We start from the raw sequence: 21,982 nt of genomic DNA on the forward strand, positions 1-21,982 counted from the left end.
TTCAGGCGGCCGCCGGCGCCCAGGAACAGGCCGGTACCGATCGCACCGCCGATCGCGATCATCTGGATCTGCCGCGGCTTGAGGTTCTTGTGGTAGCCCTTGTCCTCCGCGTGCAGGGAGGTCTCAGACGCATGCGCGTGACCACCATCAATCAAATGGTCCGGTGCAACCTCGTCATTGGGGTTGTTGGGCATGGGTATTTCCTTTCGATCCGGGGAGATCTGTCTGGATGGGAAATCTAGAAAACTGACCAACCGGTGCGGTCGGACAGGTCGGCAAGGGCTGCCGTGCCGGCGAGGGAATTGCCTTTGGCATCCAGGCGGGGGCTCCAGACGCAGATGGCGCACTGGCCCGGGACGATGACCAGGATGCCGCCGCCCACTCCGCTCTTGCCGGGCAGGCCCACCCGGTACGCGAACTCGCCGGCGGCATCATACATGCCGCAGGTCAGCATGATGGAACCGATCCGCTTGGCCTCGCTCCGGGACAACACGGCCTCCGAGGCTCCCTGGCCGTCGTTGGCGAGGAACAGGGCCGCCTGGGCCAGTTGGACGCAGGTCATCATGATGGAGCACTGGCGGACGTAGTTTTCCACCACTGATTCCGCCGGCTGGGTGAGGTTGCCGAAGTCCTTCAGGAAGTGCGCGAGGGCCAGGTTGCGGCTGCTGCCGGCCAGTTCGCCGGCAGCCGCCGCCTCGTCAATGAAGGGCCCGTTTCCCCGGCAGTCCGCCTGTCCTCCTGGACCCGCCTGCCGGGTGAGGAACTGCAGGAGCTGCGCGGCGGCGTCGGGCGTCTCTTCCAGCAGGTGGTCGGTGACCACCAGGGCGCCGGCGTTGATGAAGGGATTACGCGGAATACCGTGCTCGGCTTCGAGCTGGACCAGCGAGTTGAAAGCTGTCCCGGACGGTTCGCGCAGCACCCGTGACCACAGCAGGCCGGACCGGCCGCCCTGCAGCGCCATGGCCAGGGTGAACACTTTGGAGATGCTCTGGATGGAGAAAGGGACGTCCGCGTCCCCGGAGCTGAAGACCTCGCCGGAGGTGGTGGCAACGGCGATGCCAAAACGGTCGAAGGGGACGGCGGCCAGGAAGGGGATGTTGCCGGGAACGGCACCGGTTTCCTTCCGGGGCCGGTGTTGCCGGACGATCTCCTCGAGGAGGATGTCAAGGGGCGGTGCGCCGAGTGTCGTGGTCATTTCCTGCCTGAAGTGTTGTTGGAGGCGGCCCACTCCTGGAGATGGAGCAGCGCTACCAGTGAGTCCCGCGGACTGCCGAAGTTGAGGCCGGTCACCCGGGTGGCCTTGGCCACCCGGTAATAGACGGTGTTCTTGTGCAGGTTCATGCGCCTGGCGCACTCGGCCACGTCGAAGGCCGCGTCGAAGTAGGCGCGGAGGGTGCCGGCGAGCTCGGCGTCCTCCTTCAGGAGCGCGGTCAAGCTGCGGTGCCGGAAGGGCGAGGTCTGGAAATTTCGTACCGCCTCGCGGTAGAGGATTTCCGCCTCGAAATCGGCCACCCCCGCCACCGTGCCGGGGTCCGCAGTGCCCACGCAGGCAAGCAGCGCCTCCGTCACACGGGTCACCGTATGGAGGGACAGCAGGTCCGGAACCAGGGGGCCGACGGCGGCAAAGGGGATGATGCCCAGGTGTTTCCGGGCGTCCCGGACAATTGCCTCGGCCAGGGACCGAAGTCCCGCCTCCGCGGTACTTGACTGCAGGTCCGGCACGATGATGGCCGTGTCACCGTTGAACTGGCCGACGACGGCGGAGGCCTTGTACGCGGCCGCGTGGATGGAGGCGAGGTTGGCCAGTTCCCCGTGCTTGAGGGCGGCGTCGTCGGCACGCGAATCGGCGTCGGACATGCCCACCAGGATGAGCGCGGCAGGAGCTTCGGAAGGGATTTTTCCGCTGTGCGCACCGGCGGCGGCTTCCGCCGGACCCGACAGGATCCGGGCAATCCGGTCTTCCCGCATGTGGACCGACTGCTGGTTGCGGTAGCGGATCAGTTCGGCCGAGACGCGTGCCGCGGATCCCGTCAGGACATACTCGACGTCCGGGCCGAAGCCGGCACCGGTCTCCTGCAGCCAGATGTAACCCATGATCCGCTCGCCGGCAAAGAGGGCGATGGCCACGCGCTCCCGCAGCCCGTCCTGCGGCCTCGCCGGGACGCGGACAGGTTGCCGGGTGCGGTGGAGTTCCCGGTAGGCGCCCAGGTCCTTGAGCAGCAGTTCATACTTCCGTGGACCGCGGCGGGCCAGGATGGATGCCTTCCGGAGTTCATCGATGTCATTGGTGACCGTGGAATAGGCGAGGACTTTGTTGGCCGCATCCTCGATGAGCACGTGGCTGGACGTGAGCCGCGCGGTGGTCTGGGCGATCGCAAACAGGTCTTCCTCGAGCAATGTCAGGACTTCGCTCTGGTAGCTGCGCGGCTGGATCCGGTCCTTGGCAATCGACAGCAGGCTGTCCCAGTCTGCTGCAGGATCCACCAGCAGCAGTCCCGACCCCGCAGCGCGCAGGAGCTCCTCCGCTTCGGCGAGGTCGTCCCGGCGGCCCTTCACTGCGACCACCGGGGGCGGGTCCTCCAGGAGTCGACGGAGGGCCGGCAGGGCAGACCGGCCACGGACCCCGATGAGCAGGACGAAGGCATTCGCGGCCTCCACTGCTTCATCGTCGGCGTCGACGATCAGGAACCGTTCGATGTCCGGCGCCGAAGGGCCGGGCCGGAGGATGAGGCTGGCGAAGCCCAGGGGAAGGTCCGAGAGGATGTCATCCACCGTAACCGCGGCCATGGTTGTCCTTTTGCGTTGATCCCGCCGGACGGCTCTGTCCGGTCACCTCATGCTATCCAGCGTTGGGTGGCGGGATTATGGAATCCGATCCAAGACCAATGGCCCATTTTTGGGTTCCCGTCCGAGGCGGGCACGCTGCCGTGGAAACAGCGTGCCCGCGCCGGCAACGCCGAAAGGCGGTCCAGCCAGGCTGGGCCGCCTTTCGGTGCGGTGTGGGGTGTGCCCGGGCCGTCAGATCCAGGGCGGTGCCGCGGGCACCGAGGTGACGGTTCCGGCGTCGTGCGTTGCCGTGGTTCCTTCCGTGCCGCGGCCGGTGGCCCACTGCGCGATGGCGGCGAGTGAACCGGACACCACGGTGGGTGATGCGGCCACGGTGTCCCCGAACGACAAACCGGTGCCGTCCACTTCGATCAGGAGCCCGTTGTCCGTGCCACGGGCGTGCCAGGCCCCGGTGATGTCCGTGAGCAGCCGTTCCAGGACGGGCGCGGGGATGTCCTTGAAGGTGGCCCCGTTGTCCAGGTCCACGGCGTGGACCCAGACTTCGCGGGTACGCATCCACACGGTCTCCTCGGCCGGGACGGTCCTGCCCTGGACGGTCTTGACCTTGTGGTGCCAGTTGTCGGCGGGCAGGTCGCGCCATTCCACGTTCAGGTGCACGGCGGAGTGGTCGAAGAGGTTCCGCAGGGCGATCGGGGACAGCGTCGCGCCAAAGTCGATCTCGTGGTTGCGGACCTCAACGGACGGGTACATGGGTGTTTCCACCCCGGTGGCCGCCCATTCCACCAGGCGGGCGACGGCCCGGGCGTTGTAGCCCACGTGGGCTACAACGTGGCGGCGGGTCCAGCCCGGCAGGAGCGAGTCCCCATCGAGTTCCGCGTCGGTGAGCTCGTTGAGCTTGCGGGCGAAGGATGCGGTGCCGCGCCGGGCCTGCAGCAGCCCGTCGAGCAGGACCGGATCCGTGGCCTGGTCATGCCGGGCAACCATCAGGCTTCCTTGACCACGCGGTTGGCCAGCCGGCCCAGGCCCTCGATGGTGGTGACCAGGACCTGGCCTTCCTGCAGGTAGCGCTTGGGGTCCTGGGCGTGGCCCACGCCGCCGGGAGTGCCGGTGGCGATCACGTCGCCCGGGTTCAGGGTGATGATCGTGGAGATGTAGGAGACCAGGAATTCGGGGGTGAACACCAGGTCCGAGGTGGGGGTGGACTGCTGGATGTCGCCATCCACGGCCGAGGTCATCAGTGGCCCGGGGGTGAACTCGTCCTTGGTGACCAGGGCCGGGCCGAACGGGGTGGACTTCTCCCAGGTCTTGCCCTGGAGCCACTGGATGGTGCGGAACTGGTAGTCGCGCATGCTGATGTCGTTCAGCACGGCGTACCCGGCGATGTGCTCCGCGGCTGCGGCTTCGGGGATGCGGCGGCCGGTTTTGCCGATCACGACGGCGAGCTCGGCTTCCCAGTCCACCGTGTCCGATTCCTGGGGGAGGGCGAGGTCGTCGTTGGGACCGATCAGGGATTCGGCGTACTTGGCGAACAGGGTGGGGTACTCGGGGACCTCGCGGCCCATCTCCTTGATGTGGTTGCGGTAGTTGTGGCCCACGCAGATGATCTTGCCGGGGGAGGGCACGACGGCGGCGAGGTCGGCGCCGTCCAGGGCGTGCGTTGCGCCGTTGGCCGCCTTCGCGGTGGCTTCCCAGGCGGGGTCCTTCAGCAGGGCCCCGACGTCGGCGAACCCCGGGATCTCGGTGAGGGTGTCACCGTCCTGGCGGACCGCCGTCGTGCTTTTGCCGTTGCCTGTGCCATTGTCCAGGCGGAGGGTGAGGAGTTTCATTACTTGGTGCGTCCTTCGATGTAGGTGCGGTTGAAGTTCAGGCGCTCAAAGATGGGGGCGTCGCTGAACCGGAACAGATCAAACTCGGATTCGGCCTGCAGGGACCAGGCTGCCCAGGACGGGACCACGAACAGGTCGCCCTTGGCCAGCTGCTTGGTTTCGCCGTTCAGGGTCACGGTGCCGGTGCCTTCGAAGACCTGCCACACACTGGAGCCCACCTCGCGGACGGTTTCGGTGGTGGCGCCGGCGCGGAGCCGGTGGAACTCGGCGCGGATGGTGGGCATGACGTCCCCGCCCGTGGTGGGGTTGGTGTACCGGATGGCGGCGTGGCCCTGGGACACGGTGGCCGGGTGGCCCTCGTCCTCGAGGAGCAGCTGTTCGCGCAGGGCGGCGTCGGTGTACTTCCACCGGTACGCGGCGATGGGGGAGTTGGTGGTGTCATCGAGCCCGGAGAGCGGGCGCAGGCCGGGGTGGGCCCAGAGCCGCTCGGAGCGGGAGATGTCCGGGGTGGCCTCGTCGGTGACGCGTTCGGTGCCGAACTCGAAGAACCCGGCGTCCGCATAGTGGACGAACGGGATGTCCAGGCCATCGATCCACGCCATGGGCTGGTCGGTGTCGTTGTGGTGGCCGTGGAAGTTCCAGCCCGGGGTGAGCAGGAAGTCGCCGCGGGACATCCGGACCGGGTCCCCGTTCACCACGGTCCACACGCCTTCGCCCTCCACGACAAACCGGAACGCGTTCTGCGAGTGGCGGTGCTCCGGGGCTGTCTCGCGGCCGCCCAAGTACTGGATGGCTGCCCAGAGCGTGGGGGTGGCGTAAGGGGTGCCGGCCAGGCCCGGGTTCGCCAGCGCAATGGCGCGGCGTTCCCCGCCGCGTCCCACTGGCACCAGGTCCCCGGCGCGGGCAGCCAGCGGGTACAGGTCATCCCACCGCCACACATGTGGGACCGCCTTCGGGGACGGGACCATCGGCATCAGGTCCGCGATCTCCGTCCACAACGGAATCAGGTTCTCCTTGTCGAAATCCTTGTACAGCTGCTCCAACTGGGCAGCCTCCTCCGGAGTGGGCTCGGGAACATGGTGTTCCTGGGCCACGGATTCATGTGTTTGGTTTTCAGCGCTGATCGACACTGGCCTTCTCCTTGCGTGCTGACTGACTGCGGCGTGGATTCGACCATAGGGAAAGCCGGCTGTGATCCCCAGCATATTCTGGCTGGCAGAAAATACTCCGCCTGCGCGGATGCCGGGTCAGCTCCCCGCTGCGCCGTCCACCGGGTTGGCTGCGATGTCCAGTTCCAGTTGGCGCCGGGTTTCCAGCATGACGCCCACCAGGCCTGCGTCGAACAGCGGCCGGAACCTGGCTACCGGAGTGGCCACGCTCAGCGCGCCCACCACCATTCCCTTCCCGTTGTGCAGTGCCATCCCAAAGGCGCTGATGCCCTCCTCGGTGCCCTCGAAGTTGGCCGCAAAGCCGTTGGCGCGCACGGATTCAAGCTCGCGCAGGAACGCCGGGTACTCGGCGTCGGAAATGTAGTCCCCCGCGAGCTCTGCATTCGGGCTGCGGAACAGCTGCTCGAGCATGGCGGGATCCATTTCGGCCAGGATGGCCTTGCCGCCGGAGGCCTTGTGTGCCGGGAGCAGCGTGCCCTGACGGTCGCCAACGCGGAGGATGTTGCTGCTTTCCACCGTGTCCAGGAAACGGACCTTGGTGCCCACCCGGATCATTAGGTTGACGGTCTCGTTGGTGCGGGCGCACAGCAGTTCCATATGCGGCCGGGAGATATCCCGGAGCTGCCGGGTCCAGCTGAACCCCGCGGGCCCCGCGCCCATGGCGGGCCCGGGGACGTACCGCCGTGTTTCGTCCTGCACCGCGAAGCCCCGGTACACCAGCATGGCCAGCAGCCGGTGTGCCGTGGAGGGTGCCACGCCGAGCTCCGCCGCGGCGTCCTTGAGTCGCAGGCTGCCAACGTCCCGCAGCAACTGGAGGAGCTGCAGGGCGTTGTCCACCGCCTCGATCGAGTAGGTGGGTTTCCGCCGGGCCGGAAGATTCTGCATGACAGAATCTTATGTGCGCGCTGGTATGACTGCCAGCACAGTGGTGGGATGAATCACACAACTTCCGCTGCAGCGCCGCAGCCCCTGGCCGCCCCCGCTGCGGGCGCCGGCCGTACCGGATTTCCCCGGCGTTCCGTGCTTGCCGTCCTGGTGTGCTGGCTGCTGGTCGTTTTCGACGGCTACGACCTGATCGTCTACGGCACCGTCCAGGGCTCGCTCATCAGCGACACCGGCTGGGGCCTGACCAAAGCCACGGCCGGAACCATCGGATCCATGGCCTTCGTGGGCATGATGATCGGAGCCGTCTTCGCCGGCAGGATGGCCGACACCTGGGGCCGCCGCCGCACCATCATCGGCTGCGCCGTGGTGTTCTCCATCTTCACCATCCTCTGCGCTTTCGCCCCGAGCGCCCCGGTGTTCGGCGGCCTCCGGTTGCTGGCGGGTATTGGACTGGGCGGCCTGGTGCCATCAGCCAACGCCCTGGTGGCCGAGCTCGTCCCGGAAAAGTGGCGGTCCACCATCGCCACCCTCATGATGTCCGGTGTCCCCATTGGCGGCTCCATCGCGGCCCTTGTGGGCATCCCGCTGATTCCGGCTTTCGGCTGGCCCGTGATGTTCCTGGTGGCCGTCGTGGCCCTGGTGGTGGTGATCCCGCTGGGCATCCGTTTCCTGCCGGAGACGCTCGCACCCAAGACAGCCGCCGGCAGCACCGCGCAGGAGTCCGCGGGTTTCGGAACCCTGCTGAGGGCACCCTACCTTGGCACCAGCCTGCTGTTCGCGGTGGCCACCCTGGTGACCCTCTTCGCCTGGTACGGGCTGGGCACCTGGCTGCCCAACCTGATGCAGTTGGCCGGCTACAACCTGGGCTCCGCGCTGACCTTCGCCCTGGCGCTCAACCTGGGCGCCGTAGCCGGGTCCGTCCTCACGGCCTGGGCCGGCACCCGGTTCGGTCCCATCCCCACGGCAATCGCGGCAGCGGCCGTGGCCGCCGTCGCCCTGGTGGTCCTGGTGACCGGGCCGCCCGTCGCCGTCGTCTACCTCATGCTGGTGCTCGCCGGCGTTGGAACGCACGGCACCCAGTGCCTGATCATCGCCGCCGTGGCCAGCCACTACCCGGCCCACCTGCGCGGCACCGCCCTCGGCTGGGCGCTGGGCGTCGGCCGGATTGGCGCCGTAGCCGCTCCACAGGCCGGCGGGCTCCTGCTCGCGGCGGGCCTGGGCGTCAATTCCAACTTCCTGGCCTTCGCCGGAGCAGCAGCCGCGGCGGCGGTCCTCATCGCCGCCGTCGGCACCAAAATCAAGAAATCAACAGCAGTAGGAGCTACCAATGTCTAACGTCAAAGAGTCCACCGATGTCCTCGTGGTGGGCGGCGGCATGGCCGGGCTGGCCGGAGCGCTCGCCCTGCGCGAAAACGGCGCCGACGTCACGCTGGTTGAAGTTGCCCCGGCCTTCGGCGAAGTGGGAGCCGGGCTGCAGATGGCGCCCAACGCGTCCCGGGTCCTCAAGCGCTGGGGCCTGCTGGAGAAAGCCTTGGAAATCGGTGTCCAGCCCAAGCACCTGGTGTTCCGCGACGCGGTTACCGGGGAGGAACTGACGCGGCAGACACTCGGGGGCGAGTTCGAGGAGCGCTACGGGGCGCCCTACGTGGTGATCCACCGCAGCGACCTGCACCGGATCCTGCTGGAGGCCTGCCAGGCGGCCGGCGTCACGCTGGTGAACGATGTCCTGGTGCAGAAGGTGGAAACCAGCGGTGACCGGGCCCGCGCCTACACCGCCAAAGGCGAGGTGTTCGAAGCCGATGCCATCCTGGCCGCTGACGGACTCAAGTCCACCCTGCGCGGCACAGTTGCCAACGACGGCCCGGTGAACTCGGCCTACGTGGCGTACCGCGGGACGGTACCCATCACGGAGGAGACCCCGGCCACGGACCTGGAGGACGTCATCGTCTACCTGGGGCCGGACTGCCACCTGGTCCAGTACCCGCTGCGGAAGGGCCAGCTGCTCAATACCGTTGCCGTGTTCAAGTCAGCATCGTTCGAGCGCGGAGAAGAGCAGTACGGCGGCGTGGATGAGCTCCAGGCAGCCTACGCCGGCTGCGTCCCCGCAGTGCAGGAAGCCCTGAAGAACCTGGCCACCGGCATCCGCTGGCCCATGTACGACCGCAACCCGATCGACAACTGGGTGTCCGGCCGCATGGCGCTGATCGGCGACGCCGCCCACCCGATGCTGCAGTACCTGGCCCAGGGTGCCTGCCAGGCACTGGAGGACGCGGCAGTGCTCCAGGATGTGTCCCGCAACCAGGTCTTCACCCCCGAGGGGATCGACGCCGGCGCCTGGGAAGCTGCGTTCCGGGAGTTCAACGAGGCCCGGGCGGCCCGCACCGCCCGCGTGCAGCGCACCGCCCGGATCTGGGGCGAGTCCTGGCACGTCCACGGCGTGGCCCGGGTGCTCCGGAACATGCTGTTCAAGAGCCGTGGCGACAACAATTTCCAGTACAACGACTGGCTGTACGGCCGCGGCGAGCCGGGCGTTCCGGCGGAGGTTTCCGCCGGGGCCAAGCTCGTGGAAGCCTAAGCAGCGCGACATAAAGGCGGGCGTACGACGGCGGGTGGCTCCCGGCGTCGTACGCCCGCCTTTCACGTGGGGAATAAAGCCTGAAGGTTGAAAGTTCAACAAAGTATGGACTTCGGAATCTTTACCTTTGGCGAGTTGTCACGCAACGCAGCAGGCCAGGCCCTTCCGCCCGGGCAACGGCTGGCGGAGATCATCGAGCTGGCCAAACTGGCGGACCAGGCCGGAATCAGCATCCTGGGCCTGGGCGAGCACCACCGCCGCGACTTTGCCTTGTCCGCGCCGGAAATCGTGCTGGCCGCCATCGCCCGGGAGACCACCAACCTCCGGTTGAGCACGGCAGTCACGGTACTTTCCACCCAGGACCCTGTCCGGCTCTTCGAACAGTTCGCAACGCTCGACCTGGTCTCCGGCGGCCGCGCCGAGATCATCGTGGGCCGGGGCGCCTTCATCGAGTCCTACCCGCTCTTCGGCTACGACACCGCGGACTACGACGCCCTCTTCGACGAAAAGCTGCGCATGCTGCTTGAACTGCGGGAGAACGCCGGCTTGAACTGGGAGGGCCGCCTCACCCAGAGCATCCCCGGCATGGATATCGCGCCGCGGCCCCTGCAAGAGAAACTGCCGGTCTGGGTGGGCGTCGGTGGAACGCCCGCAAGCTTTGCCCGCGCCGGCAGGCTGGGCCTGCCATTGTTCGTCGCGCTGCTGTCCGGGCCGGAGCGGTTCCGCCGCCTGGTGGAGCTGTACCGCCACAGCGCGGAGGAAGCCGGGCATGATGCAGCCGCACTGCCAGTGGGCGCCGGCGGCCACTTCTACGTGGCGCCAACCTCCCAGCAGGCGCGCGACACGTTCTATCCCTACTACCGGCAGTACTTCGAGCAGAACATGCCCCGCGCCGTGGACCACTTCCCGCGGTCCACGTTCGACGACTGGTCCGAGCCCGGCGGCGGACTCCTGGTGGGAAGCCCGCAGCAGGTGGTGGAGAAACTGCTGGCCATCCACGAAGCCCTGGGGGCCAGCCGGTACATGGCCCAGATCGGGCTCGGTGGCCTGCCGTTCGCCGAGACGGCCCGGTCCATTGAACTCCTTGCCACCGAGATCATGCCGGCGGTCAACCGCGAAATCGGGGCCCCGGCCCCTGCCTGACCCAAGCCATTTCCATCACCAACACCGAGGACAAGATATGCACGCAACGTTCGCCGAACCCACCGTCGCCTGGCAGAGCCCCGACGATCCCAACCGTCCGCTCGTGGTGCTGCTGCACGGGCGCGGATCGGATGAATCAGGAATCATAGGGCTGGCCAACCACCTTCCCGCAGGCCCCTCCTACGCTGCCGTCCGGGCACCGATCCCGGCAGGGGGCGGGTTCGCCTGGTTCGCGAACCGGGGGACGGGGCGCCCCGTGGCCGAGTCCCTGGCCCAGACAATGGAATGGTTCCGGACGTGGCTGGAGCCGATTGCCCCGGAAGGACGGCCGGTGATCCTGGTTGGCTTCAGTGGCGGTGCGGCGTTCGCCGGCGGCCTGGTGCTTGCGGATCCGCAGCGTTTTGCGGGCACGGCCATTCTTTACGGGACGCTGCCGTTCGACGCAGGTGTCCCGACGTCGCCGGACCGGCTTGCCGGCGCCCCGGTGTTCCTGGCCCACGGTGAAGCGGACACCGTCATCCCGGCTGACCTGCTGGGCCGCACCTGGGACTACCTCCTGGGGGCCTCCGGGGCGGACACCCACGCCCGGAAGGACCCGGGCGGGCATGCCCTCACCGCGGAAACTGCCGCCGGGCTTGGTGCGTGGATCTCCGAACGGGCCTAGCTTGCGCTGCCCTGGTCAGCCTTCGTCGCAGAGCAGGTGGTACCAGCTGTCCGCCAGCACTTCCAGGGCGTGCTCGCGGTTTGGCTCCATCTTGCGGCGGGTCCACAGCGTCGCCACGTAGTCCAGCTGCGTGAAGGCCAGGGTGCCGCGGATGTGGCGGGTTTCCCCGGCGAAGCGCCCGGCGAGCTGCATGCCCTTCACCATGTCGGAGATGACCTCCTCATGCCAGCCGTCCACCATGGCCCGGACTTCCGGATCCACCGCCGCCGGCCTCCCACCGCGAACTCGATGCGCAGCGCACCATCGAGGGCAATCCCTACCACCCCCACACCCGGGCCGTCCCGGTGGAACCGGGGACGATCGAAGAGTATGTGGTGCGCCTTTACCCGTTCGCCAATACCTTCACGCCGGGACACCGGCTGGTGATGGAACTGTCCAACGCCGAGCCCCTCGCCGACGAACACAATTCTCTGCTCCCGCCGGATGCGTTCCACCTACCGGTCGGGCGCCCCGTCACCCACAAGGTCTACCGCGACGCGCACCACAGTCCCGGCTGGTGCTGCCGTTCACCGTGGGCTGATCAGGCGGGCGCCGGGCCCGTCGATTCCCGGACCGTCAGGTGGGTGGGCATTACGGCGAGTTTCCGGGTGGCGCTTCCCGGCAGTGGATTGAGCTGGGCCAAGAGCATGGACACCGCCACCCTGCCCGCCTGCTCGATGGGGCTGGAGATGGTGGTCAACGGCGGATTGCAGAAATCGGCGCCGAAAATATCGTCCGAGCCGATGATGCTCATGTCTGCAGGGACCCGGATGCCGCGGGCCTGGAGCCGCTGGAGCATGCCGATGGCGAGCAGGTCGTTGAAGACGATGCAGGCGGTGGCCCCGGTGCGGACAGCGGCATCCGCCGCGGCCGCCCCGGACGTTGTCTTTGGCGCGTAGGGGCCAATCCGGTGGACTTCCATTCCCCGCTTCGTGGCGTCCTCTTCGAACACCTTCCATCGCATCTGGTTTGACCAGGAGGTGGGCGGGCCGGCGACATAGCAGACCTTGTGGTGGCCCAGCGATGCCAAGTGCTCCAGCGCCTGGATGATGGCCGACGGCGTATCGATCATTACGGTGGGAGCGCTGGTGGACGCCCGGTTGAACGTGACCAGGGGCTGTGTCTGCGAGACTTCCGTCAGCTGGGCGTCGGTCAGGCGGGACGCAGCGAGGATGAAGCCATCGGCGGACTTGCGCATTTTGTGCAGCGCATCCAGTTCCATTTCGCTGGACTCCTCCGTGTCCACCAGGAGCTGTGTCACGCCGGCTGCCTTGAGCTGGTGCTGGGTACCCCGGATGATGTCGAAGTAGAACGGGTTGGTGATGTCGGGCACCAGCACGGCCACGGCGTTCGTCCGCCCCGAGCTGAGGCCGCGCGCCTGCGAGCTGGGAATGTAGTTCAGTTCCGCGGCCGCCTCTTCAATCCGGACCCGCGTCCGGGGATTCACCCGGTCAGGCCGCGAGAGCGCCCTTGAGACGGTGGATGTGGCCACGCCGGCGAGCTCGGCAACATCCCGGATGGTGGGCGGGCGGTCCCGCCGGGCGTTCGCGTCTCCGGCACCCCGCGGAGCGGCTTCCACCGATGGATTAGCCATAGTTGCCGACCTTTCATCGCTGGCTTGGAGAATCCGCCGGCTGTATTCCGCCCTGCGTTTCCCCGACTTTGGATGATCCAATGACACCACTCATGGCAACTTTTGGCAACCGCTTGCCGCAAGCTTTCCAATTTCCTAGACTGACTCTCGAGTCGCCTGCAGTGATTTCCGCCACAAGACGGATGTGGCCATGCGGGTGTCCTAGAGGAGAAAAACAATGAGGTTTAAATCGACTACTGGGCTTGCGGCGATAGTCACGGCTGCAGCGCTCGCCTTGACCGGGTGTGGATCGAGCTCCGGCAACGGGGGCGGCTCAACCAGCTCTGACGGCAAGGTTGACGGCACCGGGAAGACGCTGAGCGTCCTGGTGAACGTTTCCAGCCAGTACCCGGAACAGCAGAAGCAGTGGCAGTCCGATATTGCCGCGAAGTTCAAGGCCGAGACCGGCGCCGACGTGAAGTTCGAGACCTTCGCCTCGGCGAACGATGAACTCACGCGTATCCAAACGTCCGTGGTCTCAGGGCAGGGCCCGGACGTCTACAGCCTCGGAACCACGTTCACCCCCACGGCTTTTGCCACCAAGGCCTTCGTGACCCTCTCCGACGACGACTGGAAGAAGGTGGGTGGCAAGGACCGCTTCAACCCGGCAACGCTGGGAATCTCCGGGCCGGACAAGGACCACCTGGCCGGCATCCCCTTCGTCAGCCGTCCGTTCGTCATGGCGTACAACAAGGACCTGCTGGCTGCCGCGGGCATCGACAAGCCTGCCACCAACTGGGATGACCTGGCCGCCCAGGCGAAGAAGATGACCAAGGACGGCACCTACGGCATCGCCACGGGATACAAGGACAGTTTCGATCCCTGGAAGTTCATTTGGGCCATGTCGGTCCAGGCCGGCAACCCGCTGGTGGACGGCAACAAGCTGAAGATGGATGACCCCACGGTCAAGAAGGCTTACGAAACGTACTTCGGCTGGCTGACCAACGACAAAGTGGTTGACCCCGCATCAATTGGCTGGAGCAACAGCAACGCCGTAGCCGCCTTCGCCAGCGGCAAGGCCGGCTACCTGATGATGACCACGTCCAGCTCCATTCCCACCCTGGACAAGTCCGCAATTGCCGGCAAGTACGAGTACGCCCTGATGCCCACGATCGCTCCGGGCCAGACCCAGTCCAAGTCCGACGGCGACGCCGCCAGCATCCTCTCCGGCGACAACCTCGTGGTGGCCGACTACTCGAAGCAGAAGGACCTGGCCTTCGCCTACATCAAGCTGATCACCTCCAAGGACGAACAGCTGAACTACCAGAAGGTCTTCGGTGACCTCCCGGCCAACGCGGAGGCCCTCGCCACCCTGACCGACGCCAAGCTCAAGCCGCTGGCCGATGCCGCCGCCAAGTCCAAGGCCACCCCGTTCACGGGCGCCTGGGGCGATATCCAGCTGGGCCTGCTCAACGTCACCGTCCAGTCGATTCCGGACCTGGCCGCCGGCAAGGTGGATGGATCCGCCCTCGATACCCGGATCAAAGACGCCCAAAACAAGGGCCAGGCTTCCCTGGACCGGGCTTCCAAAGGATAAGTTCTGATGTCAACCGACGCCTCTCATGAAGTACGGCCTGCGGTGGAATCCGCCGCAGGCCGGGCGCCCCGGACCGCCAATGACGCCGGGCAGCAGCCCGGCCCCCGCGACGGCCTGCGGCGCAAGGGCCTGAGCGAGCGGAACCGCCCGCTCTGGATGCTGATCCCCGGCGGGGTCCTGATGATCATCATCATCGTGGTGCCGCTGCTGCTGGGCATTTACATGTCCATCCTCAACCTGGACCAGTACACGCTGCGGAAGTGGGTCAGTGCACCAATCATCGGAGTCGAAAACTTCGTTGAAGCTGTCACGAACTCGCCGCTGCTGCACGCCGTATGGCTCAGCGTCAGCTACTCGCTGCTTGCCATGGTGGTGACCCTGCCGCTGGGCATTGCCGCTGCCGTGGCAACCCAGAACGCCTTCAAGGGCCGCGCCCTGATCCGCTCGGTCTTCCTCATCCCGTATGTCCTGCCGTCCTTCGTGGTGGCAACCGTCTGGCGGACCATGCTCCAGCCCGGCGGCATCGTCGACGAGGCCCTCGGCACCGTGGGAATCCACGTGGGGCTCTGGCTCAACGGACCGCAAACGTTCTGGACGCTGGTCCTGGTCCAGATCTGGGCTTCCTGGCCGTTCATCTACCTGCTGGCGTTGTCCGGCCTGCAGTCCGTGGACCATGAGGTGCACGAGGCCTCAGCACTGGACGGGGCGTTGTGGTGGAACAAGCTCCGCTACGTGATCTTCCCGTATTTGAAGGGTCCGCTGGCCCTGGCCTTCCTGATTGGGATGCTGCACCACATCAACAACTTCACCCTCCCGTTCGTGCTGTTCGGCGTCCCGGCGCCCACGGACGTGGAAGTCCTCCCCATCCTGACCTACGTCACCAGCTTCCAGAGCTTCCGCTTTGGCCTGAGTGCTGCGATGGCCTTCATCTCCCTGGTGCTCATCGCCATCCCGCTGTTCGTCTACCTCCGCGCCGTGAAGCTTGACGACGCCGACACCCCAGGAGCGAAGAAATGAGTGCCACCATTGCCGGTCGGCGGAGCGCGCCGGCCGCGGACATCGACCGTCCGGGCTCGCACCGCCAGCACGAGGTGCTGCGGCTCCTGCCCGGCCCCCTACTGGTCATCATCCTTGTCTTCCTGGGGGCACTCGTCCTGATTCCGGTGCTCTACATCTTCCTGGCATCGGTGAACTCGGACATCGGCGTTGCCAACGGTGAGTTCTGGCCGTCGTCGGTGACGTTCGAGAACTACTCGAAGATCTGGACCAGCGTGGGCCTGGCCACCGGCCTGACCAACAGTGTCCTGGTGGCCGGATCAACCGCGGTGGTATCCGCGGCCTTGTCCGTTTCCACCGCGTTCGTCCTGGTCCGGTACAGCTTCCGTGGAAGGCTCAGCATCCTGCGCGGCCTGCTGGCCCTGCAGTCCGTCCCGGGAACCCTGATGGTGCTTCCCGTGTTCGTCCTCTTTTCCTCGGCAGCCACCTACCTCGGCATCCAGGTGATCGGGACCCAGTGGGGCCTGTTCGTGACGTACCTGACCTTCGCCATGCCGTTCTCCACCTGGGTGATGGTCACCTACCTGCGCGGGCTCCCCAAGGAACTGGAGGAAGCGGCCAAGATCGACGGCGCGTCCAACCTCGGCGTCCTCTTCCGCATCGTCCTGCCCCTGAGCTGGCCCGGCATCGTTGTCTCCGGCATCTTTGCCTTCCTGCTCGGCTGGAACGACGTACTCTTCGCCTCGGTGATGACGCGCCCCGAAAGCCAGACCGCCGCCGTCGCCCTGCAAATCTTTGGTGCCTCGCAGGAAGGCGGCGCCATTCCCTACTACGGCCAGATGATGGCCGCAGCCCTGGTGTGTGCAGCACCAGTGGTCATTCTCTACCTGATTTTCCAGCGTTACCTAGTAGGCGGGCTGACCGCCGGAGGAGTTAAATAACCATGGTCTCGACCACCCAGGTCACGTGGCAGCTGTCAGGTTTCGGCGACGAAATCGACGACGACCCCGCAGTCCAGATCGCCGTGCTGCAGGCCCTCGGCGCCAACCACATCGAGGTCCGCAGCGCATGGGGAACCAACATTGTGGACCTCAGCGACGAACAGCTCCAGGCACTTGCCGCCTTGCTGGCAGACAAAGGCATGAAGGTCTCGGCCATTGCCTCGCCCATTGGAAAAGTGGACGTCAGCCTCCCGGTGGAGCATGAGGTGGAGCGGTTGCGCCGGGCGGTCAATGCCGCCAAGGTCCTGGACGCGAAGTACATCCGCATCTTCTCCTTCTACTACGGCGAGTCAGTCCAGGTGGACAGCATCCGGGATGACGTCATCGAGCGCATGCGCGCCCTGGCCGGCGTGGCCGAGGAAGCCGGCGTGATCCTCCTGCACGAAAACGAGAAGGATATCTTCGGAGACGTCCCGGACCGTGTCCTGGACATCATCGAGACCGTGGACTCACCCGCCTTGAAGGTGGCCTGGGACGCTGCGAACTTCGTCCAGGTGGGCGTCAAGCCCTTCGACGAGGGATACGCCAAGCTGCGCCCGCACCTGGAATACCTCCAGGTCAAGGATGCCCTCTTCGCCAACGGCCACGTGGTGCCTGCCGGCGAGGGCGACGGGGACGTCCTGAGGACCGTGGAGGCGCTCAAGGCGGACGGCTACGAAGGCTTCGCTTCCCTTGAGCCGCACCTCGCCGGCGCCCACGGCCTGGGCGGTTTCTCCGGCCCCACGGCCTTCGGAATCGCAGCCCGCGCCTTCGCCAAAGTCACCGCAGAAGCAGGAGTCCAGACCGCATGAGCACCTTGAATGCAGCCATCACCGGGTGCGGCGTTATTGGCCGCACGCACGCCGTAGCCCTCCGCGAATTCCCGGAGGTCCGCATCGTCGCCCTCATCGATGCCATCCCGGCGGCCGCCGAAGCACTCGCGGACTTCATCGAACAGCAGGGCGGTACGCGGCCGGCCCTGTACACCACCCAGGCGGAGGCCTTCGCCGCCGAAGACATCCAGCTCGTGGCACTGGCGACTCCCAGCGGCCTGCACATCCAGCAGAGCCTGGAGGTGCTGGCGGCAGGCAAGCACGTGGTCATCGAGAAGCCCCTCGACGTGGACCTCAGCCGGGCCCAGGAAATCGAGGCCGCCGCGAAGGAAGCCGCCGGCAAGGGCATCATTGCCTCGGTCATCAGCCAGCACCGCTTCGACCAGTCCAGCGTCGCCGTGTCCCGCGCCATCGCCGATGGCCGCTTCGGCAAGCTGACCTCCGCCATCGCCTCGGTGGCATGGTGGCGCAGCCAGGGCTACTACGACTCCGGCGACTGGCGCGGCACCTGGGCGATGGACGGCGGCGGCGCCGTCATGAACCAAGGCGTGCATACCGTGGACCTGCTCCTGTGGTTCATGGGACGGCCGGTGGAAATCTTCGCGCACACCGCCCGCCTCGCCCACGAACGCATCGAGGTGGAGGACACGGCAGTAGCCACCGTGACCTTCGAGAACGGCGGCCTGGCCGTCCTGCACGCCACCACTGCCGCCTACCCGGGACTGACCGTGCGCGTGCAGCTCATGGGCTCCGAGGGCTCCGCCGTGGTGGACAACGACCGGCTGGAGTACTTCCACAGCAGGGCCGCAGGCGGCGCCTCGGCGGACATGGGACTCCAAGGCGGGGGTAACCAGGCGGAGGAAGAACTGGCCAAGCACCCCGAGGAAGACTACAAAGCAGCCGATCCCACCGTGTACCCGGCCGGCCACGTCCGTCAGTACCGGGACATCCTGGCCGCCATCGCCGGTGGGAAGCAGCCCGGAGTCACCGTCAGCGACGCCGTCAATGCCCTTGCCGCGGTGCGTTCGGTGTACGTCTCGGCCACCCTCGGCCAGCCCGTCCTCTTCGAGGATGTCCTGGCAGGCAAGTACAACGACCTCGAAGTCCACACCGGCAGCACACCGGCAGAAAGCGCCTGACACCATGAAGTTCTCAGTATTTACCGCATCAACACCCGAGTGGACCCCCGAGGAGGCAGCCCAGCAGCTCGCCGGCCAGGGCTGGGACGGCGTCGAATGGCGCATCACGGACCAGGGTGACGCCCCCGAGCCCGGCTTCTGGGCCGGGAACAAGGCAACCGTGCCGCTGGCCGGAATGGAAGACCACCTGGACCGGATCGCCGCCATTACCAGCGACGCCGGCCTGGAGTTCTCCGGCATCGGCGGGTACGCGCGGTGCGACAACCATGACGATGTTGACCGCATGCTCGCCGCCACCGCCAAGCTCGGAGCCGGCCAGGTGCGGGTGACCACGCCGCCGCTCGGAACCGCCGCCTGGGGCAACGAACCGGCCAGCGGCACCCCCTACCCGGAACTCTTCGCCGCTGCCCGCCGCGATTTCGAATGGATTGCCGAGCGGGCGGCGCACCACGGGGTGAAGGCGCTCGTGGAGCTGCACCACCGCACCATCACCGCATCGGCATCATCGGCGCTGCGGCTCCTGGACGGCCTGGACCCCCGGCACGTCGGCGTCATCCATGACCTGGGAAACCTGCTGATCGAAGGGCAGGAGGACTACCTTCCCGCCTTCGAGCTCCTCGGCGACTACCTGGCCCACGTGCACGTGAAGAACGCGGTGTGGGTGGACAGCGGCGAGACCGACGAATCAGGGGCAGCCATTTTCAAGAACGAGTGGGCGCCCCTGCGCGCGGGACAGGGCAGCGTCCTGCAGTACTTCAAGGCGCTCGCCGCCTTCGGATACGACGGCTGGGTGACCGTGGAGGACTTTTCCACTGAGCTGCCGCTGGCTGAACGAACCGCCGGGAACCTCGAGTACCTCCGCGCCACAGCCGCCCTGGCAGGGCTCAATGTCGCAGCCGGGAGGCGTTGAGCCATGGCACAGACCATAGCGGACCACCCGGACCGGCTCCTGCCTGCCGATCCCGGGGTCCGGGAAGTTGCCCGCTCGCTCTTCTCCCGGGTGGAAGGGCTCCCCATCATTTCCCCGCACGGTCACGTCGACGCTGCCGTCATCGAACACAACACGCCGTTCCCGGACCCCGCCGCACTCCTGGTCACTCCCGACCATTACGTCACCCGCCTGATCCACGCCGGCGGAGTGGCCATGGACCAGCTGGGCCTTGGCAACCAGCCCGCAGATTCGCGGCAGGTCTGGCGGCACTTCTGTGAAGCATGGCCCGCCTTTGAGGGAACCGCCTCCGGGTACTGGATCCGGCAGGAGTTCGCCCACGTCTTCGGCCTTGCCGAGGAACCGTCCGGCCAGAACGCGGACCAGCTCTACGATGCCCTGCAGGCCAAATTGTCCGAGCCCGGTTTCCGTCCCCGGGAACTGTTCAAGGAATTCAACATCGAGGTGCTCGCCACCACTGATGACCCGCTTGATTCTCTGGACAGCCACGCTGCGCTGCACGCGGACCCCGCCTTCGCCGGCCGGGTGCTGCCCACCTTCCGGCCAGACCAGTACTTGAACATGGCACATCCGGCCTGGCAGGAGAACGTGGAGCGCCTCATCAGCTCTGCGGGGGAGGGCGCCACCGGCTACGCCGGGTACATCAAGGCACTTGAGGCGCGCCGGCGCCACTTCGTGGAGCGCGGCGCCGTTTCCGCCGACCACGGCGTCTTCACTCCTGCCACCCTGAAACTGGACGACGGCGAGGCGGAGCGGCTTTTTGAGCGCGGCAGGACAGGCCAGGCCAGCGCCCGCGACAGGGATGCTTTCGAAGCCCACATGCTGTACCAGATGGCCAGGATGTCGGTGGCGGACGGGCTGGTCATGACCATCCACCCGGGCTCCTTCCGGAACCACCACGCACCCACGTTCGAGGCTTTCGGCGCTGACACCGGGCACGACATCCCGGTGGCGGTGAACTACACGGAGGCCATCCGGCCGCTGCTGCAGGACTTTGGGACGGCCAAGGACTTCCACCTGGTGCTGTTCACCTTGGACGAGACCGTCTTCTCCCGCGAGCTGGCCCCGCTGGCCGGTTTCTACCCGTCGGTGTACCTCGGTGCGCCCTGGTGGTTCCTGGACGCCCCCGACGCCATGCTGCGCTTCCGGTCCGCGGTGACGGAAACCGCGGGTTTCTCGCGGTCTTCCGGGTTCATCGACGACACCCGCGCCTTCTGCTCCATTCCGGCCCGCCATGACACGGCCAGGCGGATCGAGGCGTCCTTCCTGGCCCGCCTCGTGGCCGAACACCGGGTCACCGAGGAGCGGGCACACGAATTGATCGTGGACATCGTGGACGCCTCCCCACGGAGGGTGTTCAAGCTGTGAGTGCCCCATTCGAGGCTGCGCCGTCCGCCACACTTCCGGCGGCCGGCCTTCCACGCCTGAACCGGCAGCTCCGGCCCGTCCCCAAGGCCCCCGTGCGCATCGTGCACCTTGGGCTGGGGGCCTTCCACCGCTCCCACCAGGCCTGGTACACCCAGCAGGCATCGGATGCGGCGGACTGGGGAATTGCCGCCTTCACCGGCCGCCGGCCGGATGCCGCGGTTGTCCTGGCGGAGCAGGACGGGCTCTATACATTGGTGGAACGGGCAGACGAGGGCGACTCCTTCACGGTCATCGGCAGCATCGTGGAGGCTGTGGACGGGGCAGACCTTGAAAGGCTTTCCACCTTGGTGGCCGCCCCGGAGACTGCCCTGGTCACGCTGACCATCACCGAGGCGGCCTACGGTTTGGGTGCGGACGGCAAGCTTGACGTCAACGCGCCCGACGTCGCAGCCGACCTTGCACGGCTGGGTTCAGGTGGCGGACAACCGGCGACGCCCTTGGGACGGCTGGTGCTGTCGCTAGCCGCCCGCCGGGACGCGGGCTCGGGCCCGATCGCCGTGGTCTGTTGCGACAACCTGTCCAACAATGGAACGGTGGCCCGGCAGGGCGTTGCAGGATTCGCGCAGGCGTGGGACCCCGGGTTCGCCGCTTGGATTGACGCCAACGTCAGCTTTGTCAGCACCTCAGTGGACCGCATCACCCCGCGGACCACTGACAAGGACCTGGCAGCCGTCCGGGAAGCCTGCGGCTACCGGGACGAATCGCCGGTGGTGGCCGAACCCTTCTCCAGCTGGGTGCTCAGCGGGGACTTCCCTGCAGGCCGTCCGCGCTGGGAAGACGCCGGTGCGCTGTTCGTGGCGGACATCGAACCCTACGAAAACCGGAAGTTGTGGCTGCTCAACGGCGCGCACTCGCTTCTGGCCTACGCAGGCCAGCTGAGGGGCCACACCACCGTGGCGGAAGCCTTGGCGGATCCGGAATGCCGGCGGGCCGTCGAGGCGTTCTGGGACGAAGCGGAAGCCAATCTTCCCGCTGCCGTGGACCTGCAGGTCACCGCGTACCGGGAAGCCCTGCTGGCCCGCTTCGGCAATGCCAGGATCGCCCACAACCTGGCCCAGATTGCCATGGACGGAAGTACCAAGCTGCGCATGCGTGCCGTACCGGTGCTGCAGGCCGAGCGTGCGGCCGGCCGGACCGGTGCGGGGGCCGCGCTGATGATCGCGGCGTGGATGGATTACAGTGCCGCGGCCGCATCGTTCCAGGATCCGCTGGGCGGGGACGTTGCCGCCGCCAACCGCCTGCAGGGGACTGAACGGACCAAGGCGTTGCTGGCGGTCATCGATCCGGCCCTGGCCGGGGACGACGGTGTTGTGGCCCTGCTGGAGGGCCTGTGCGGGACGGTTGCCGGCCACTCAGCGCCGCTGTGACCTGTCCATTGCCATGAGCCACCATGAAAAAG

General features: G+C 67.0%; 20 protein-coding genes and 1 pseudogene. 12 read left to right on the forward strand and 9 right to left on the reverse strand.

Annotated elements, in window-relative coordinates; genetic code table 11:
- The 7 genes and pseudogenes from ACFVVC_RS22080 to ACFVVC_RS22110 form a co-directional block, all read right to left on the reverse strand.
- Positions 1-194, reverse strand: a pseudogene (locus ACFVVC_RS22080) (L-asparagine permease); the annotation flags it as partial.
- A 44-nt stretch (positions 195-238) separates the two neighbouring features.
- A complete protein-coding gene (locus ACFVVC_RS22085; protein WP_387458427.1) occupies positions 239-1,195 on the reverse strand; it encodes a glutaminase in 957 nt (318 codons plus the stop codon).
- Entirely contained in the window at positions 1,192-2,787 is a 1,596-nt protein-coding gene (locus tag ACFVVC_RS22090; RefSeq protein ID WP_387458429.1) for a PucR family transcriptional regulator, read from the reverse strand. Before ACFVVC_RS22090 ends, ACFVVC_RS22085 begins: the two co-directional genes overlap by 4 nt.
- A 231-nt stretch (positions 2,788-3,018) precedes the next feature.
- Positions 3,019-3,771 carry a maleylpyruvate isomerase family mycothiol-dependent enzyme gene (locus tag ACFVVC_RS22095; protein WP_387458431.1) on the reverse strand — a complete coding sequence of 251 codons (753 nt, stop codon included), beginning with the start codon at positions 3,769-3,771 and terminating at the stop codon, positions 3,019-3,021.
- On the reverse strand, positions 3,771-4,613 hold the full coding sequence (locus ACFVVC_RS22100) for a fumarylacetoacetate hydrolase family protein (RefSeq protein ID WP_387458433.1): 843 nt from the start codon (positions 4,611-4,613) through the stop codon (positions 3,771-3,773). The genes ACFVVC_RS22095 and ACFVVC_RS22100 overlap by 1 nt, the downstream gene beginning before the upstream one ends.
- A complete protein-coding gene (locus ACFVVC_RS22105) occupies positions 4,613-5,743 on the reverse strand; it encodes a cupin domain-containing protein (RefSeq protein ID WP_387458435.1) in 1,131 nt (376 codons plus the stop codon). The genes ACFVVC_RS22100 and ACFVVC_RS22105 overlap by 1 nt, the downstream gene beginning before the upstream one ends.
- Positions 5,744-5,860: 117 nt before the next feature.
- Positions 5,861-6,667, reverse strand: coding sequence for an IclR family transcriptional regulator (locus tag ACFVVC_RS22110; RefSeq protein ID WP_387458436.1), 807 nt, complete (start codon positions 6,665-6,667; stop codon positions 5,861-5,863).
- A gap of 48 nt (positions 6,668-6,715) precedes the next feature.
- On the opposite strand from ACFVVC_RS22110, the gene ACFVVC_RS22115 reads away from it, so the two are divergent.
- The 4 genes from ACFVVC_RS22115 to ACFVVC_RS22130 all read left to right on the forward strand — a co-directional run bounded on the left by ACFVVC_RS22115 (position 6,716) and on the right by ACFVVC_RS22130 (position 11,049).
- Complete coding sequence (locus ACFVVC_RS22115; RefSeq protein ID WP_387458438.1) at positions 6,716-8,002, forward strand: MFS transporter; 1,287 nt, start codon at positions 6,716-6,718, stop codon at positions 8,000-8,002.
- A complete protein-coding gene (locus tag ACFVVC_RS22120) occupies positions 7,995-9,242 on the forward strand; it encodes an FAD-dependent oxidoreductase (protein ID WP_387458439.1) in 1,248 nt (415 codons plus the stop codon). The genes ACFVVC_RS22115 and ACFVVC_RS22120 overlap by 8 nt, the downstream gene beginning before the upstream one ends.
- A 105-nt stretch (positions 9,243-9,347) precedes the next feature.
- A complete protein-coding gene (locus ACFVVC_RS22125; RefSeq protein ID WP_387458441.1) occupies positions 9,348-10,385 on the forward strand; it encodes an LLM class flavin-dependent oxidoreductase in 1,038 nt (345 codons plus the stop codon).
- Positions 10,386-10,422: 37 nt separating this feature from the next.
- The gene (locus ACFVVC_RS22130; RefSeq protein WP_387458443.1) at positions 10,423-11,049 is read left to right on the forward strand and encodes an alpha/beta hydrolase; all 627 of its coding nucleotides are present in this window, start codon (positions 10,423-10,425) and stop codon (positions 11,047-11,049) included.
- Positions 11,050-11,064: 15 nt separating this feature from the next.
- Here the strand turns inward: ACFVVC_RS22130 and ACFVVC_RS22135 are convergent, their stop codons facing one another.
- The gene (locus ACFVVC_RS22135) at positions 11,065-11,310 is read right to left on the reverse strand and encodes a hypothetical protein (protein ID WP_387458445.1); all 246 of its coding nucleotides are present in this window, start codon (positions 11,308-11,310) and stop codon (positions 11,065-11,067) included.
- A gap of 319 nt (positions 11,311-11,629) precedes the next feature.
- Positions 11,630-12,682: a LacI family DNA-binding transcriptional regulator gene (locus ACFVVC_RS22140; protein WP_387458447.1), complete on the reverse strand. Its 1,053-nt coding sequence runs from the start codon at positions 12,680-12,682 to the stop codon at positions 11,630-11,632.
- Positions 12,683-12,899: 217 nt separating this feature from the next.
- Here ACFVVC_RS22140 and ACFVVC_RS22145 point away from each other — a divergent pair, with 217 nt between their 5' ends.
- The 8 genes from ACFVVC_RS22145 to ACFVVC_RS22180 are packed head-to-tail and all read left to right on the forward strand — an operon-like array spanning position 12,900 to position 21,950.
- Positions 12,900-14,258 carry an ABC transporter substrate-binding protein gene (locus ACFVVC_RS22145; protein WP_285247384.1) on the forward strand — a complete coding sequence of 453 codons (1,359 nt, stop codon included), beginning with the start codon at positions 12,900-12,902 and terminating at the stop codon, positions 14,256-14,258.
- A 6-nt stretch (positions 14,259-14,264) separates the two neighbouring features.
- Positions 14,265-15,275, forward strand: a complete 1,011-nt coding sequence (locus ACFVVC_RS22150; RefSeq protein ID WP_387458449.1) for a carbohydrate ABC transporter permease — start codon at positions 14,265-14,267, stop codon at positions 15,273-15,275.
- Entirely contained in the window at positions 15,272-16,195 is a 924-nt protein-coding gene (locus tag ACFVVC_RS22155; RefSeq protein WP_387458451.1) for a carbohydrate ABC transporter permease, read from the forward strand. The genes ACFVVC_RS22150 and ACFVVC_RS22155 overlap by 4 nt, the downstream gene beginning before the upstream one ends.
- A 2-nt stretch (positions 16,196-16,197) precedes the next feature.
- Complete coding sequence (locus tag ACFVVC_RS22160) at positions 16,198-17,046, forward strand: sugar phosphate isomerase/epimerase family protein (protein ID WP_387458453.1); 849 nt, start codon at positions 16,198-16,200, stop codon at positions 17,044-17,046.
- The gene (locus ACFVVC_RS22165; RefSeq protein ID WP_387458455.1) at positions 17,043-18,206 is read left to right on the forward strand and encodes a Gfo/Idh/MocA family protein; all 1,164 of its coding nucleotides are present in this window, start codon (positions 17,043-17,045) and stop codon (positions 18,204-18,206) included. Before ACFVVC_RS22160 ends, ACFVVC_RS22165 begins: the two co-directional genes overlap by 4 nt.
- Positions 18,207-18,210: 4 nt before the next feature.
- Positions 18,211-19,116: a sugar phosphate isomerase/epimerase family protein gene (locus ACFVVC_RS22170; protein WP_387458457.1), complete on the forward strand. Its 906-nt coding sequence runs from the start codon at positions 18,211-18,213 to the stop codon at positions 19,114-19,116.
- A gap of 3 nt (positions 19,117-19,119) precedes the next feature.
- The gene (gene uxaC / locus ACFVVC_RS22175) at positions 19,120-20,523 is read left to right on the forward strand and encodes a glucuronate isomerase (protein WP_387458459.1); all 1,404 of its coding nucleotides are present in this window, start codon (positions 19,120-19,122) and stop codon (positions 20,521-20,523) included.
- Positions 20,520-21,950: a mannitol dehydrogenase family protein gene (locus ACFVVC_RS22180; protein ID WP_387458461.1), complete on the forward strand. Its 1,431-nt coding sequence runs from the start codon at positions 20,520-20,522 to the stop codon at positions 21,948-21,950. The genes uxaC and ACFVVC_RS22180 overlap by 4 nt, the downstream gene beginning before the upstream one ends.
- Positions 21,951-21,982: the final 32 nt, after the last annotated feature.

The organism is Pseudarthrobacter sp. NPDC058196, from assembly GCF_042882685.1.
Lineage (GTDB): Bacteria > Actinomycetota > Actinomycetes > Actinomycetales > Micrococcaceae > Arthrobacter.

Bases quoted from the DNA above. Each gene is read 5' to 3' on its own strand.
- ACFVVC_RS22085 (WP_387458427.1), bottom strand. From the start codon at position 1,195: ATGACCACGACACTCGGCGCACCGCCCCTTGACATCCTCCTCGAGGAG.
- ACFVVC_RS22090 (WP_387458429.1), bottom strand. From the start codon at position 2,787: ATGGCCGCGGTTACGGTGGATGACATCCTCTCGGACCTTCCCCTGGGC.
- ACFVVC_RS22095 (WP_387458431.1), bottom strand. From the start codon at position 3,771: ATGGTTGCCCGGCATGACCAGGCCACGGATCCGGTCCTGCTCGACGGG.
- ACFVVC_RS22100 (WP_387458433.1), bottom strand. From the start codon at position 4,613: ATGAAACTCCTCACCCTCCGCCTGGACAATGGCACAGGCAACGGCAAA.
- ACFVVC_RS22110 (WP_387458436.1), bottom strand. From the start codon at position 6,667: ATGCAGAATCTTCCGGCCCGGCGGAAACCCACCTACTCGATCGAGGCG.
- ACFVVC_RS22115 (WP_387458438.1), top strand. From the start codon at position 6,716: ATGAATCACACAACTTCCGCTGCAGCGCCGCAGCCCCTGGCCGCCCCC.
- ACFVVC_RS22120 (WP_387458439.1), top strand. From the start codon at position 7,995: ATGTCTAACGTCAAAGAGTCCACCGATGTCCTCGTGGTGGGCGGCGGC.
- ACFVVC_RS22125 (WP_387458441.1), top strand. From the start codon at position 9,348: ATGGACTTCGGAATCTTTACCTTTGGCGAGTTGTCACGCAACGCAGCA.
- ACFVVC_RS22130 (WP_387458443.1), top strand. From the start codon at position 10,423: ATGCACGCAACGTTCGCCGAACCCACCGTCGCCTGGCAGAGCCCCGAC.
- ACFVVC_RS22140 (WP_387458447.1), bottom strand. From the start codon at position 12,682: ATGGCTAATCCATCGGTGGAAGCCGCTCCGCGGGGTGCCGGAGACGCG.
- ACFVVC_RS22145 (WP_285247384.1), top strand. From the start codon at position 12,900: ATGAGGTTTAAATCGACTACTGGGCTTGCGGCGATAGTCACGGCTGCA.
- ACFVVC_RS22150 (WP_387458449.1), top strand. From the start codon at position 14,265: ATGTCAACCGACGCCTCTCATGAAGTACGGCCTGCGGTGGAATCCGCC.
- ACFVVC_RS22155 (WP_387458451.1), top strand. From the start codon at position 15,272: ATGAGTGCCACCATTGCCGGTCGGCGGAGCGCGCCGGCCGCGGACATC.
- ACFVVC_RS22160 (WP_387458453.1), top strand. From the start codon at position 16,198: ATGGTCTCGACCACCCAGGTCACGTGGCAGCTGTCAGGTTTCGGCGAC.
- ACFVVC_RS22165 (WP_387458455.1), top strand. From the start codon at position 17,043: ATGAGCACCTTGAATGCAGCCATCACCGGGTGCGGCGTTATTGGCCGC.
- ACFVVC_RS22170 (WP_387458457.1), top strand. From the start codon at position 18,211: ATGAAGTTCTCAGTATTTACCGCATCAACACCCGAGTGGACCCCCGAG.
- uxaC (WP_387458459.1), top strand. From the start codon at position 19,120: ATGGCACAGACCATAGCGGACCACCCGGACCGGCTCCTGCCTGCCGAT.